This window comes from Neisseria sp. (genome assembly GCF_030523955.1).
Lineage (GTDB): Bacteria > Pseudomonadota > Gammaproteobacteria > Burkholderiales > Neisseriaceae > Neisseria.
On sequence record NZ_JAUNHL010000017.1, the window covers coordinates 19499 to 34153 of the forward strand.

Here is a 14655-nt window from a genome sequence, read left to right on the forward strand (position 1 = left end):
GTACTCAAATTCAATCAAATCAATAATAAGTAGGGAAAAATGAAGAAATTCAGTCAACTTTCACTGATTTTTGCGTCATTACTGCTCGGATGGTCTGCTCAGGTCGCAGCCGGTCAGATTTATGAATGCAACGGGATTTATACGGACAAACCCAGCGCCAGTTGCCGTAGCGGAGGCGCTGCCGATCTGCCGCCGATAGGCCGTTACAGCTCGGCGCCGGTGGAGCGGGTGCGCAGTAGCGTCCAGTTAACGGACAGCAGTAACAGTCCTTCTAAAAGCCAGGGCAACAGTGTACGCCGTGCAGTGGCAAATGCCGCTGCACCGGCTAAACAGAATGTGCGTCCGGCAAGCTATACCACTCCCGCAGTACCAACAGCCGCACCTGCTGCTGTTCCTTCCAATGCCAAACCCAGCGGCAGCAACGGCCGACGCATGATTCTGGAGCAGGAGTTGAAAAACGAGCGTTTGGCGCTGGCAGCTGCACAAGCCGAATTGATTCGTGCCCGTGCGGTAAAAAACGGCAGTTCGGTTGATGCGAACCGCGTAACTGGTTTACAAGGCAGCGTGCATGACCGTCAGCAAAATATTCAAGCCTTGCAGCGCGAACTGGCACGTTTGTAAAATAAGAGCGACAAAGATAAATGCCTGTCTGAAAAGCATAAATACTTTTCAGACAGGCATTTATCTTTGTAAAAAACGTCTCTCCAATCCAAAATGGAATTGAATCCGCTACAGTACGGAGCCGATTCTGTTGCCGCTTCAACGGCTTACGAAATCGGTCCTTTGGGCTAAGGCGGGGCAAAGCTTTCTGGCTACACGCCCCAGGGGCTGTTGACAATTAGCTAGCGAAGCGGTTTTTTGAGACAAAACCGCGTATGCAAGGCAAAAGCGCAGCAAGGTTTGAACACCTTGCGAGCATTTTCGCTTCGCAAGTCCGCTACGCTACCTAACGCGGCAGATGGGGATTTTTGACCAAAAACACCGCCGTTGCGTTGTGTCAACAGACCCTAAGCCACTATATAGTAGATTTAAAATAAAACTCCGAGATTGGAGCGCGGACTCCTTGTCCGCAAAATATCCAGAATCATACATAAAAAGCGGACGAAAACGTCCGCGCTCTACCGGATATTTTATTTGAATCGACTATAAAAAAGAAAAAGCCGTTTGAAGTTCATACTTCAAACGGCTTTTTGTCGTTTATTTCAAGCCATCCGGCACATCCGGTGCGGTTAAACGTTTGAGGCCGGTGCCGTTCAAATCGATTTCCTTGCCGAAACGCGGGCTGAAATTATTCCAATCGCTTACTGCGCGGCAGAGCGCGTCGCGGCTGTCGGCCACGAAATTCCACCAAATCAAAGTTGGGTGCGGCAGCGGTTCGCCGCCCAGCAGCATAATATGGGTGCCGGCTTCGGCGCTAAGGGTGAAGTTGCCTTCGTGCTGTTCGATAAACAGCAATTCGTCGGCTTCGGCTCGGATGCCGTCGGCGCTGGTAACGCTGCCGGCAATCACCAAAACGCCGTATTCCCAGCCTTGGTTGGCCGGAATATCTAAGGTTTTCGCGCTTTGGAATTGAATGTCTACGCCTACCAAGGGGCTGTATTGGGTGGTGGGGGCGGTGCGGCCGGCGAAGCTGCCGGTGGTCAGCACGTAGTCTGCGCCGTTTTCGCTCCATTGGGGCAATTCGGGATAATGCTCGAAATTCGGCTCGATTTCTTTATGGGTGGGCAGTGCAATCCACAATTGTACGGCGTGCAGACTTTTCATGCCTTCCGGCGTTTGTTCGGTGTGGGCGATGCCGCGGGTATCGCCGGTGCCGGCGGTCATCAGATTGACTTGTTTGGGGCGGATAAGCTGGCGGAAGCCCAAGCTGTCTTGATGCCATACTTCGCCTTCCAGCATCCAAGTAAAGGTTTGCAGGTTGGTATGCGGGTGCGAACCGACTTGCAGGCCGCGGGAGTCGGCGGAAAACTCGGCGGGGCCAGCATGGTCGAGAAAACACCAGGCACCGATGGTGCGGCGGGCACCTTGCGGCAACAGGCGGGCTACGGGAATGCCGCCTACGTCTTTGGTGTTGGCCGTAAGTTTGTGTGTAGTCATTTGTGGTTCCTAACGGGAAATTAAGTATAGGCCGGATTATAGCAAGTTTTTTCAGACAGGCATGGGCGCCGGTGCCTCCCTTTATATATCATTGTTTTACGATGCAAATGGGTGGCAGGCTATTTCGGTGAAGGCAAATGCCTGTCTGAAAATTAGGTGGCGCCCTATGACAGAAATAATCGGCTTTCTGCTAATCATTTGTTTGTACATATTTTTTATGTTTTTCTAAGCCGGATAATATCTTCTCAGACAGGCATCGGTTGTTCACGGCAAGTGTGCTATGGCGTTTTATTCGGCTTCGGCAACACCGCCGCCGGCGGCTTTATACAGCGACACCAGGCCGGTGCGCAGGCGGGTGGTGCTGGCGGTAAGCTCGCTTTCGGTTTGCAGCAGGGTTTGTTCGGCCTGCAACACCGGCAGCTGGTTGGTTAAGCCGTTGCGCGCCCGGGCCTGGGCGTGGCGCAGTGCTTGTTGCTGCTGGGCGTAGCGCGCTTTGAGTTGGCGGTTTTGCTGCTGTTCGGAAGCGTAGCCGGCCAAAGCGTCGTCCACTTCCCGCCAGGCCGACAAAACGGTTTTTTGGTAGGCAATGGCGGCTTCCTGCTGTTCGAGTTTGCGCAATTCGACGGTGGTGCGCAGGCTGGCGCGGTTGAACACGGGCAGGCTGAGCACGGGGCCGATCTGCCAGTTGCGCGCTCCCCAGTCGGTGAAGTTGCCGCCGCTCACGCTTTGCAGGCCGGCGCCGGCGCTGAGGGTGATGCGCGGGTAGAGGTCGGCCACGGCCACGCCGATGTTGGCGGTGGCGGCGTGCAGCTTGGCTTCGGCGGCGCGGATGTCGGCGCGGCGGCGCAGGATTTCGGAAGATATGCCGAGGGTGAGGCCGGGCAGTGCGGCGTTATCGGCGGCGGGCGCGGCCAGCCGTTGGTTCAGGCTGCCGGGTTCGGTGTTCACCAAGATGCCGATTTGATTGATGAGGCTGCCTTCCTGCGCCTGCAATTGCGGCAGGGCGGCGCGCAAATCGGCCAGCCGGTTTTGGGCGGACAATACTTTATCTTGATCAATCAGGCCGTTGCGGTATTGGCTTTGCAGCAGGCCGGTTTGGCTTTCGGCTAGGCGGATTTGGTCGGCGGTTTGTTTTTGCTGCTGCTGCACTTGGCGCAGTTGGAAATAGGCTTTGGCTAACTCGGCCGACAGGGTCAAGTGCACGTCGCGTACGGTGGCGGCGGCCGCGGCGCTGTCGGCGGCGGCGGCTTCGTTCAGACGGCGTACCCGCCCCCACAAATCCAATTCCCACGAGGCGTCGAAACCTGCCTGATACAGCGAATAGGGTTGGCTCACCAATTTGGTCAACGATTCGTTGCCTAGGGCGTTAATCATACGGGTTTCGCTGCCGTATTCGCTCACGCGGCGGCGGCCGGCCTGTGCGCTGGCTTCCACCTGCGGCCCGCTTTGGGCGGCGGTGATGCCTTGGCGGGCGCGGCTTTGGGCAAAGCGCAGGGCGGCGGTTTGCAGGTCGGGGCTGCCAGCGAGCAGTTGTTCCTGCAAGCCGTTGAGGGTGCCGTCGCCGAACACCGTCCACCATTTTTCAGGCAGGCTTTGATTGCTGATGTTTAGGGTGCGGGTTAAGGCGGGCGCGCTGCTGCCTTGGGTCGGCACGGCGGTGGCGGCGTTCGGGGCTTTGAAGTCGGGGCCGACGGCGCACGCGCCAAGCAATAGGGCGGTGCAGATGATATTCAAACGGGCAATTCGGGTAGTCGGTTTCATGGTTTTTCGCATATTCAGTTCAAACGGTTACGGAACAGCCAGGCGGCCAGCGGCATGGACAGCACGGCGATGCAGAAGAGCGGCAGGAAGTTGTGGCTGATGTCGGCGAGCGACGCACCTTCCAGATAAATGCGGCGCACCATGTCGATGGCGAAGCGCAGCGGGTTGGCATAGGTGGCCGTCTGTAAAATATCGGGCATGTTTTCCACCGGCGTGGCGAGACCGGAAAGCAGCGTCATCGGCATAATCAGCACGAAGGTGTAGAGCATGGCCTGCTGCATATTGAGCGACAGCGCGGAAATCGACAGCCCCACGCCCACCACGGCGATATTGAAGGCGGCCAGACAGCCGTACAGCGTGAGCAGGTTGCCGGCGAACGGCACGCCGAACCAGAAGCGTATCAGCAGAAAAACCAAGGTGGACTGCATCAGTCCTACCGCCACCGAAGGCACGGCCTTGCCGAGCATAATCTGCGCCGGTGTGGCGGGGGTAACCAACAATTGGTCGAACGTGCCCTGCTCACGTTCGCGCGCCACCGAAAGCGCCGCCAGCATAATCACCTGCATCATGCTCAGCGAGGCAATCAGCGCGGGCATAATCGTCCAGCGTGATTCCTGATTGGGGTTGAACCACACGCGGCTCTGCACGGTAAGCGGCGCCGCTTGGGTATGGGGCAGCGTGGCATTGAATTCGCCCACCACCGAGCCGAACTGCGACAGCGCATTGCCGGCGGTGGTGGAATTGCGCCCGTCCACAATCGCCTGCACCGGCGCGCTTTGCCCCGCCGCGAGCCTGCTTTCGAAGTCGGCGGGAATGTGCAGCACCAGCAGCGCCTTGCCGTCGTTAATCAGCTCCGCGCCCTGCTGCGGGTTTTGCAGGTTGGCGATGCGGTGGAACGAGCCGGTGCCGTCCAGTTTGGCCAGCAGTTGGGTGGACATCGCGGCGCGGCTTTGGTCCAGCACCGCATAAGGCACGTCTTTCAAATCGTAGGTCGCCCCGTAGCCGAACAGCAGCCCCTGCATCAGCGCCGGCGCAATCAGAATCGCGCGGTTGGCCGGGTCTTTGAAAATCACCAGAAATTCTTTGTGGCACAGATTGAGAATCTGGCGCCAATAATCACGCAGGCGTTTCAGCATCATCGCTCCTTAATCCAGGCGTTTGCGGGTAACGCGCACCGCCAGACCCAACAGCAGCACCGCATAAACGGCCAATACCGTGCCGTTTTTGATAATCGTCGGCCAGTGGTCACCCGCCAGAAACAGCGTTTTCACCAGTTCCATAAAATAAGTGGCGGGCAGCATATGGCCAACCACGTTGATGGCTCGGGGCACGTTGCGCAGGTCGAACATAAAGCCCGACAGCATCATAGCCGGCAGAAAACTGGCCAACAGCGCCACCTGGCTGGCGACAAACTGGTTTTTGGTGGCCGCCGAAATCAACAGCCCCAAGGCCAGCGACACCAGCATATACAGCATGCCGCTGCCCATCACCAGCCACAGCGAACCCTGTACCGGCACATGAAACAGAAAGCGCGCCGCGGCGAGGCACATCACCAGCCCCACCATGCCCACGCAGAAATAAGGCACGATTTTCGCCAGCAGGATTTCCACCGGATGCACGGGGGTCACGAACAGCGATTCCAGCGTGCCGCGCTCCCATTCGCGTGCCATCACCAGCGCGGTGAGGAACGCGCCCACCAAAGTCATAATCAGCACAATCAGGCCGGGTACCAGATACCAGGTGCTCGAATTGGCGGCGTTGAACCAGATGCGGTCGACCACCGTTACCCCGCCCGAGCCGCCGGCAAGCCCCTGTTTTTGCAGCCAGAGGTTGACCGCACCGTTAACATAAGCAAGCAAGGCCTGCGCGCGCGACTGGTCGCCGCCGTTGACCAAAAGCTGCACCTTCGCCGTGCCGGCCGAAAGCTGCGGTGCGAAATCGGGCGGGATATACAGCATACCGCCCGCCTGATGGCTGCTGATCAGTTCCTTCGCAGCCTGCTGCGAGGCGACTTGCTTCACGGTGATATACGGCGAGCCGTCGACCGCCTCGATCATCTGCTGGCTGACGGCCGACGGGCTTTGCGACACCACCGCCAGCGGCACGTTTTTCACGTCCAGCGTGATGCCGTAGCCGAAAATCAGAATCAGCACCGCCGGCAGACCCAAGCCCACCATCAGGTTACTTTTGTCGCGCACCAGCTGGCGGAATTCTTTTTTAATCAGCGCGGATAAACGGCGCACCATGCCGTGGAAGATAAACGGTGTCATGGGAAACTTTCCGTGGTTTTGTTTTTTCAGACAGGCATTCGATATCTTTTCAGACGGCCTTTGGTTTTTCAGACAGGCATTTCAGGCTGCCTGAAAAGCTTGTTGCGGTTTCAGCAAACCATGCAAGCCTTGCGGCTTGCCGCCCTCTCCCTAACCCTCCCCCGCAGGGGAGGGGACGGCGCACTGTCGGGTTTGCGTTAACAGGCTGAAACAACCGTTTGGGTCTGCCTGTTATCTCTAAATCACACCTGTAATCTCACCCCCTCCCCCGTGGGGGAGGGCCGGGGAGAGGGCCTGCCTGAAATTCAGTTATGTTTTTTGCGGTAAAACATAATTCCGTACACGTTAAACACAGCTTATCGGCATCAAAACGCCCACCTTTCAGGCCGTCTGAATCATGTTGTGTTTGTTTTTCAGACAGGCATTTCAGGCTGCCTGAAACATTACTGTTTCCGCTCCGCACGGGCTTTTTCAACGATACCGATAAATGCCTGCTCCATATCCAGTCGCTGCGCATCGGTTTCGCCGGCCTGACGGCGCACTTCGGCGGGTGTGCCCAGCGCGAGGATTTTACCGGCGTCCTGAATCACCATGCGGTCGCAGTATTCGGCCTCTTCCATAAAGTGGGTGGTGATCACAATGGTGGTGCCGCTTTGCGCCAGCGCGGTGATGCGTCGCCAAAATGCGCGGCGCGCCAGCGGGTCGGCGCCGCTGGTCGGCTCGTCGAGAAACAGGATTTCCGGCTCGTGCAGCAGGCCCACCGCCATCGCCAGCCGCTGCTTCAGGCCGCCGGCCAGCTCGCCCGCCCGCTTTTGCTCCCAGCCGCGCAGGTCGAGCTGGCGCAACACGGTTTCGCTGCGTTCGCGCAGGCGTTTACCGCGCAAGCCGTAGGCCTGGCCGAAAAAATGCAGGTTTTCCAGCACGCTCAAATTGCCGTAGAGCGCGAATTTCTGCGACACATAGCCGATGCGGCGGCGTGCGTCTGCGGCGGCGGTGCGCATGTCCAGCCCGGCCACTCTGGCTTCGCCGCTGCTGGCGGGCAGCAGGCCGCACAACATGCGGAAAGTGGTGGTTTTGCCCGCGCCGTTGGGGCCGAGCAGGCCGAAAATTTCGCCGTGCGCCACGTCGAAGGTGGTGTGGTCCACCGCCACGAAATCGCCGAAACGGCGCACCAAATCGTGGATGGCAATCGCGGGGGCGTCGTCGCGGGCAAGCGGTGCGCCGCTGTTTTCGATGGCGGACACATCGGCGCCGGCATCGTTTTCCTGCCGTGCGCGCAACAGCATCATAAAGCTGTCTTCCAAGCCCGCCGCCACCGGCGTCACGCGTTCGGGCGCCAACCCCAGGCTTGCCGGCACCTGCGTGCCGCGCACGATAAAGTGCACCTGCCCGGCGTGAGGCACGGCGTCGATGACTTCGGCGGTGTTGTCGAGCAAGGCTGCCTGAACGGTGCGCGGCGGCACGTCGGGCGGCGGCGTGTAGCTGAAACAATGCCCTTCGGCCTGCCGGCGCAGGCTTTGCGGCGTGCCTTCGGCCAAGAGCTGCCCTTCGTGCATCACATACACTTGGGCGCAGCGTTCGGCTTCGTCCATATAGGCGGTGGCCAGCACCACCGACAGCGATTCTTCACCCACCAGTTGGGCGATGATTTCCCATAATTCGCGCCGCGATAGGGGGTCGACGCCCACCGTCGGCTCGTCGAGCAGCAGCAGGTCGGGCGAACGCACCAGCGTGCAGGCCAAACCGAGTTTCTGCTTCATGCCGCCTGAAAGTTTGCCGGCCGGCCGTTCGGTAAAACGCGCCAGATCGGTCATTTCCAGCAGGCGCGCAAAGCGTTCGCGGCGCACGTCCTGCGGCACGCCGTGCAGGTCGGCATACAGGTCGAGGTTTTCCTGCACGCTCAAATCTTCATACAGGCCGAACTTCTGCGGCATATAGCTGATGCGGTTCTGGATTTCCTGCGGCGAAGCGGCGGCGTCCACTCCCAACACGGTGAGGCTGCCGCTGTCGGGCAGCAGCAGGCCGGCAATCAGACGCAGAAACGTGGTTTTGCCCGCGCCGTCCGGCCCCACCAGCGCGGTTACGGCGCCGTGCGGCACGGTCAGGCTGATGTCGCGCAAAGCCTGCGTGGTCTGCTTGGTTTCTTTGGTGTAGAAGCTGCGGCTGATGCCTTGCGCCTGCACCGCCCATGCGCCTGCGTCCATCAATGCGCTCCCGAAGCGGCGCGGCTTTCAGACGGCCTGTTGCCGGCGCTCTGCTGCAAATCGATGTCCACCGTGGCAGGCATGCCGGGGCGCAGACTGTCTTGCGGGTCGTCCACCAGTACGCGGATTTCATACACCAGATCGGTGCGCAAATCGGTGGTCTGTACGGTTTTCGGCGTAAATTCGGCCACCGACGAAATGTAGCCGATGCGGCCGGCAATGGGTTTGTCCGGCGCGCTGTCGGTGCGCACTTGCGCCTTCATGCCCGGGCGGATTTTGCCCAGCTGCGGCTCGTTGACATAAGCGCGCACCCATTTCGGCTCGGTCAGCGCCAGCGTATAGGCGGGGCGCTGCGGCGAAGCCATATCGCCCGGCTCCAGCAGGCGCGCGCGCACCACTGCGTTTTGCGGCGCTTTCAATTCCGACTGGTCGATGTTGTATTGCAACAGCGCCGCTTCGGCCTGTGCCGCCTTCAGCTGCGCCTCGGCGCGGGCGACATCTTCTTTACGCGTGCCGACGCGCATCAGCCGCAAACTCTCGCGGCTGGCCTCCAGCCTCGCCTGCGCCTCTTTATATTGCGCCCGGGCGGCATCCAAATCCTGCTTGCTGACCGCACCCTCGCTGTCGGCAGCCGTGTTCTGCAAACGGCGCAACTGCAACTGCGCCTGCTCGGCCTGCGCCTGCGCCGCTTTCATGTTGGCATCTGACTGGCGGATTTCTTCCGGCCGGTTGCCGTTGCGCAAGGCCGCCAAACTCTGCTTCAAGGCTTCGGCCTGCGCCTGTGCCTGCGCCAGCTTCAGTTTGTTATTTTGCGAATCCAGCACCGCCAACACTTGGCCGGCCTTCACATGATCGCCTTCATACACGCGCATTTCCGCCACGCGGTCGCTGCCCTCGAAAGCGAGCGAAATCTGGCGGATATCGACATTGCCGTACAAAGTTAAATGATTTTCCGCATCGCCTGCCTGCCAATACGGCCGGCCAAACCACACGCCCGCCGCCACCAAAGCCAGCACGCCCAAGCCCAAAGCCGTTTTTTTGATATTCATTGCAAAACCTTTATCGATTGGATGGGCGGAAACCCTTTGCAGATTTCCGCCTTGGTTGGAAACGGTATTTCACGATTTTTAAAATTGTAATTTGAATTTAAATTTAAAACAATGAAAATTTAAATTTGAATTTAAATTTTTGACTGAAATCAGGGAAAGCTTGTTAAAATAGCGCGGTCACACCGCCGATTAACCGCCCCGCACAACCCAACCATGAACATCACCGCAACCACCCGCCAAGCACGCAGCGACGGCGACCAAACCCGCGCCGCCATCATCGAAGCCGCCGGCATCCTGTTCGGCGAGCAAGGCTACGACCGCACCACCGGCAAAGCCATCTGCGAGCGCGCGCAAGTGAATATGGCCGCCATCAACTACCACTTCGGCAGCCGCGACGGCCTCTATCTGGCCGTGCTTAAAGAATTCCACCAGCGCATGTTCAGCATCGACATGCTGCGCGAACTGCTCGACCGCGACTTACCGCCCGCCGAAAAACTGCGTATCCTCATCCGGCAGATTACCGGCTACGTTACCGACCGCCAGCATTGGCCGATGCGCGTTTGGCTGCGCGAAGTCATCAACCCGTCCCCGCTGTGGCCGCAGATAGTGGAGGAAAACCTGCAACCCAAAGTCGATTTGGCCTTCGGGCTGATGTCCGAACTCACCGGCCTGCCCGCCGACAGCCCGGATTTGAAACCGCTGCTGCTCGGCACCATCGCCCCGTTTATAGCCTTGGTGGTCGTCAGCGGCTCGCCCGGCCATCCGTTGCAGGAATTGCAGCACAGCAACAGCGAACAACTCGCCGAACAGATCTGGCGTTTTATCATGGGCGGGTTGATGGCGGCGGGGAGTGTTGTTGCTGAGCAGAAATAAAAGAATGCCTGTCTGAAAATTTTTTCAGACAGGCATTTTCTTCAGGTATATCCAAGCGGGCCGTGCATGGTTACCGGAGCAATCATGGGTATTTCAAACGAATAATCCCGATTCGTCCCAATCGGCTTCTTGCAAATACGCACTCAAGCGGTTGCGTATCCATCGTGCTGCGGGAGCGATTTCGCCGGCCAACATGCCGGCGGGACCGGTTTGGCAGTCGCGTAACACATCTACCGCCGCCGCTGGTCAGGCCAAATGGTTTCCGACGATGCCGGCATCGTGCTGTTGCCCTGTTCGACAACATGCTGCTCGAAGACTGGGTGCGGCTGCTGTCCGCAGGGGTGCCTGTCTGAATTCGGGTGGTGGGATTTTTTTAATGAAAATTAAACAAAAAGCCCGAAAAACAGTTAGTTAAAGGCTGTGCAGCGCCAAAACGGGGATCACCAAATCTTCTTCGTCGGCCAAATGGCGGTAGAGCCATTGGCCGCCTTCTGCTACCGATGCGGCCAGTTTTTCCGCCAGCTCGGGATCGGCTTCGGGGCGGTTTTTCAGCTGCAAGAGCAGGGCTTCGGTTTCGTGCAGCAGGCGGTTGATGTGCGTGTGGTCGCTGTCGAGCACGTCGAAGCCTTGCGCCAGCTTGGGTTCGAGCCGGCGGAATTTGGGGAAGTAGTGCGCATCTTCGACGCGGTGGTGGCCGTGCAGGTGGCCGTAGTGCAGTTCGGCGGCGGTAAGCAGGCGCGTGCGGTAGTCCGACCATTCGAGGCGGTGGTTTTGGTATTCGCGGTTGAGGTGGTCGAGTTCGCCTTGCCCGCGGCGCAGGCTGTGGTGCATGCCGAGCCAGGAGGTGGCGGAGCCGAAGCTGGGCAGGGCGTACCATTTGGCGGGCGGCATTTGTTCGTGCAGGTAGAGCCAGCCGCTTTGTAGTTTGCTGTTGATGTGGGTGGGTTTGAATACGGTGTTGCTCATATTATTTTTTCAGACAGGCCTTTCTGAAACCTTTCGTGCAATAGATGGCTTATGTTTGAAGGTTCGGGCGGTGCGGCATGGAAGATTTTTTCTTGCGATTGCACCGGATTTATACGTTTAATATAATTGTTACATTATTATTTAACAAGTACGAACATTTTTTATACTGTTAAGTGCAGAAAAGGCCTCTGAAATACCCATCGCCGTTATATGGATTCACTTAACTTTCTCTACGGCTCTGCTGACGTTTTAGTTTGAAGAGAAAGATTTTGTCAGCCGCTAAAACAGCCACAGAATCGGTTCCGTACTTATTTATGTACCGCCTGCGGCTTGCTGTCTTGTATCGAAGTATAGTCGATTCAAATAAAATGTCCGATATAGCGTGGACGTTTTCGTCCGCTTTTTATGTATGATTCTGGATATTTTGCGGACGAGGACGTCCGCGCTCCAATCTCGGAGTTTTATTTTAAATCTACTATAATTAAACCCGCTATATTATTTATGTTTTATTTTTAAGGCATGCAGCCTGTCTGAAATCATTGTAATGATAAATTTTTTCAGCAGATGCCGACTTGGGATTTGTGCGTTTAAACCGCGGGTTTACAAACCGAAAATCAGCTGTTCGGTAAATTTTTTACGTGCGGAAGGCAGGCTGTCGAGCAGGCTCATCACGCCGCTGCGGCCGAGTTTGAGAACGAGGTCGGGATGGTCGAACAGGGTGACCAAGCTGTGGGTGAAGCCGACGATAGCATGGGCATCCAAACGGCGACTGGCGGCGTAGTGTACGGCCAAGTCGGGTTGGTTTAAGTTGCGTGCTTCGCCGAGCAGGCGGGAGACGGCCAAGGCATCGCGTACGCCCAGATTCAAGCCTTGCGCGGCGACAGGGTGCATGGTTTGAGCGGCATTGCCGATGCAGATAACGCGGCCGCTGTATACTTTGTTCAATTGTTTGAGTTGCAAGGGGAAAACTGCTGCTTCGCCACGCGATTGCAGTGCCCCCAAACGGCTTCCGAAAGCCGCTTCGAAACGGCTGGCAAATGCTTCGAAGGGCATATCTTTGAGGGCGATTGCATCCTCGGGGCTGCGGGTCCAGACCAAGCGCCAGGCATCGTGATAGGGCAACAGGGCAAACGGGCCTTCGTCGGCAAAACGTTCGTAAGCGGTGCCGTTGCCGGCTTGTTCGAAGGTGAGCGTGGTAACCAAGGCACTTTGACGGTAATCGTAGCTGTGCCGTTGCAGGCCGGGCAGGCCGTCGGTCAGGTGGCCGCCTTCGGCGAGGATTACCCAGTCTGCGGTGAGTTGGTGGCTTTCGCCGTTATGCTCCAGCGAGAGTTCGGCGAAATGTTTTAGGGTGCGCACCCGGCGTACTTGCGTATCCCATAATACGGGCGTTTCCTGTTCAATAAGCGCGGCTTCGCATTGGCGCATCAATACCGCATAATCCACCGTGCGACCGAGTGCGGCCACGCCCATATCGGCGGCGCGCAAAAGGGTGCGGCCGAACAAGCCTTGTTGGGAAATATGCACATCGATAATCGGCGTGCTCTCATCTTGCGGTAATTCGATGCCCGCTGCGGCAAAGGCGGCCACGCTGTTAAAGGATAAAGCCAGCGTGCGCTTGTCGCGGATAACGGTGTGCTGCGGTCGGGCCTCGATCAACAAAACCTGTTTGCCTTGACGTTGCAGCGCCAAGGCGGCAAGTACGCCGACGGGGCCGGCGCCGATAACGGCGATTTGGGTATGCAGGGGCGGGGTATGCATGGTGGTCGGAGCCTGTCATTAAGTTGTGCCGCTATATTTTAATGGATTTTGTATGGCAGGCGATACGTTCGGAATCAATAAAATCTTTGCTGCGGGTGCAGTTGGTGTGTGAAATGGTTTGAATTGCATATTTAAATGCCTGTCTGAAAGTATTTTCAGACAGGCATTTACTTTTGCGAGGTAGGGTGACGGAAAGCTATTTAAGGTTTAACCGTTTTACCGTTGATTTTGATGGATTTCAGCTGTAGGTCATAAGTTTTACCGTCGTCGGTATAACTGATTTGCGCCGGTACGTTGCCTAATGCTGGAGCAAATGAATAATTAACAGTGCTGTCGCCGCGCTGTACGCGATATTTGTTAATGGTGGTGGAGCCGCCGCCTATGCGGTATTTGGCGCTACCGGCGCTGCTTAAGCTGCCGGCATTGTACAATTTTTTGCCGTTGGTGATTTTCAGGCCGCCGGGAAGTTTGCCGTCGCTGGCTGCAAGTTGCCAAGCCAGGGTGAATAAGTCTTGGATGGGACCGCTTACGCTTTCGGTTTTTTGCTCGCCGGGCTTGCCGTAGGTAACGCGGTTGCCGCTGAATTTGGCTTCAACATAGGTTTTGCCGCCGCGCACGTCGCGATAGTAGCTGGGGGTGAGGGTGTTGCCGTTGATGATACCGCCGCTTTCGAAGCGGATGTTGTAGATCGGCACTTTGATATTGGAAACGATTTTGTAGTTGTTGCCGCTGCGGGTGAAGGTCATGGTGGCGGGAATGCCGTAAGAGCCGGAATATTGCAACTCGGCAGATTGCGGCAATTCGGCGGCATAAAGGCCGGAAGAGGCGGCGGCCAGTGCGCCGAACATCAGGGGGCGAATCGATTTCATCATTATCCTTTCTGAAAGGGCTTATCCGGTTGTTGGCGGAGAAAATCAGGCAAGGAGTCGGGCGCTGGCGGTAGCTGTGTTGCCGCTGCCGTTCACTCGGTGGCCTTGTATATGCAGTTTGCCGTTAACAAAATCGGCAACCGCTTGGGGAAACAATTGGTGTTCGACTTCTAATACGCGCGCGGCGATATCATCGGCGCTGTCGCCTTCGAGTACAGGTACGGCGCCTTGCGCAATAATCGGCCCGCAATCCAATTCGGCGGTTACAAAATGAATGGTGCAACCGGCGATGCGGCAGCCGGCTTCCAGCGCGCGCTCGTGGGTGTGCAAGCCGGGAAAGGCCGGCAGCAGAGAGGGGTGGATATTGATTAAACGGCTTTCGTAATGCTTGCAAAATTCGGGCGTGAGAATGCGCATAAAGCCTGCCAATACTACCAAATCGGGCTGGTAACGATCGATCAGCTTAATCATTTCGTTATCGAAAGATTGGCGGTCGGCAAAATCTTTGTGGTTGAGCGCTTCTGTGGCAATGCCGCGCTCGGCCGCCCAAGCAAGGCCTGCGGCATCGGTTTTATTGCTGAGCACGGCTGCGATGCGGGCGTTCGGAATCTGGGCGTTGACGATGGCTTGCATATTGCTGCCGCGGCCGGAAATCAAGATAACAATGTTTTTCATGATGGCGGATCGAATCGGATTGGTTATAAAGGTAAGGCTGCCTATCTTGCCGAACAAGCACTTTAGCGTGATTTAACCGGAATTTAGGCGGTCTGCATAATCAGGTATGTTAGGGGAACGATTGTAAAGG

13 protein-coding genes are annotated in these 14655 nt (G+C 57.4%); 2 read left to right on the plus strand and 11 right to left on the minus strand.

What is annotated here, in order from left to right:
* The first annotated feature begins 39 nt into the window (after nt 1-39).
* Nucleotides 40-621 (plus strand): hypothetical protein, encoded by a 582-nt coding sequence (locus Q4C79_RS05170; protein ID WP_303089961.1) that lies wholly within the window; start codon nt 40-42, stop codon nt 619-621.
* A gap of 576 nt (nt 622-1197) precedes the next feature.
* Here Q4C79_RS05170 and Q4C79_RS05175 read toward each other — a convergent pair.
* The 6 genes from Q4C79_RS05175 to Q4C79_RS05200 form a co-directional block, all read right to left on the minus strand.
* Entirely contained in the window at nt 1198-2097 is a 900-nt protein-coding gene (locus tag Q4C79_RS05175) for a pirin family protein (RefSeq protein ID WP_303089962.1), read from the minus strand.
* A 288-nt stretch (nt 2098-2385) separates the two neighbouring features.
* Complete coding sequence (locus Q4C79_RS05180; RefSeq protein ID WP_303089963.1) at nt 2386-3870, minus strand: efflux transporter outer membrane subunit; 1485 nt, start codon at nt 3868-3870, stop codon at nt 2386-2388.
* Nucleotides 3871-3872: 2 nt separating this feature from the next.
* On the minus strand, nt 3873-4997 hold the full coding sequence (locus tag Q4C79_RS05185) for an ABC transporter permease (protein WP_303089964.1): 1125 nt from the start codon (nt 4995-4997) through the stop codon (nt 3873-3875).
* A gap of 6 nt (nt 4998-5003) precedes the next feature.
* Nucleotides 5004-6128, minus strand: a complete 1125-nt coding sequence (locus Q4C79_RS05190; RefSeq protein WP_303089965.1) for an ABC transporter permease — start codon at nt 6126-6128, stop codon at nt 5004-5006.
* 443 nt (nt 6129-6571) lie between these two features.
* Entirely contained in the window at nt 6572-8332 is a 1761-nt protein-coding gene (locus Q4C79_RS05195; RefSeq protein WP_303089966.1) for an ATP-binding cassette domain-containing protein, read from the minus strand.
* Nucleotides 8332-9381, minus strand: coding sequence for an efflux RND transporter periplasmic adaptor subunit (locus tag Q4C79_RS05200; protein WP_303089967.1), 1050 nt, complete (start codon nt 9379-9381; stop codon nt 8332-8334). Before Q4C79_RS05200 ends, Q4C79_RS05195 begins: the two co-directional genes overlap by 1 nt.
* Before the next feature lie 213 nt (nt 9382-9594).
* Here Q4C79_RS05200 and Q4C79_RS05205 point away from each other — a divergent pair, with 213 nt between their 5' ends.
* A complete protein-coding gene (locus Q4C79_RS05205) occupies nt 9595-10254 on the plus strand; it encodes a TetR/AcrR family transcriptional regulator (protein WP_303089968.1) in 660 nt (219 codons plus the stop codon).
* Nucleotides 10255-10347: 93 nt separating this feature from the next.
* Here Q4C79_RS05205 and Q4C79_RS05210 read toward each other — a convergent pair whose 3' ends face one another.
* The 5 genes from Q4C79_RS05210 to purN form a co-directional block, all read right to left on the minus strand.
* A complete protein-coding gene (locus Q4C79_RS05210; protein ID WP_303089969.1) occupies nt 10348-10482 on the minus strand; it encodes a hypothetical protein in 135 nt (44 codons plus the stop codon).
* A gap of 183 nt (nt 10483-10665) precedes the next feature.
* Nucleotides 10666-11220 carry a hemerythrin domain-containing protein gene (locus Q4C79_RS05215; RefSeq protein WP_303089970.1) on the minus strand — a complete coding sequence of 185 codons (555 nt, stop codon included), beginning with the start codon at nt 11218-11220 and terminating at the stop codon, nt 10666-10668.
* A 600-nt stretch (nt 11221-11820) separates the two neighbouring features.
* Complete coding sequence (locus Q4C79_RS05220) at nt 11821-12981, minus strand: FAD-dependent monooxygenase (RefSeq protein WP_303089971.1); 1161 nt, start codon at nt 12979-12981, stop codon at nt 11821-11823.
* Nucleotides 12982-13181: 200 nt separating this feature from the next.
* The gene (locus tag Q4C79_RS05225) at nt 13182-13850 is read right to left on the minus strand and encodes a DUF3108 domain-containing protein (protein ID WP_303089986.1); all 669 of its coding nucleotides are present in this window, start codon (nt 13848-13850) and stop codon (nt 13182-13184) included.
* Nucleotides 13851-13895: 45 nt separating this feature from the next.
* Nucleotides 13896-14525 (minus strand): phosphoribosylglycinamide formyltransferase, encoded by a 630-nt coding sequence (purN, locus tag Q4C79_RS05230; protein ID WP_303089972.1) that lies wholly within the window; start codon nt 14523-14525, stop codon nt 13896-13898.
* Nucleotides 14526-14655 lie beyond the last annotated feature (130 nt).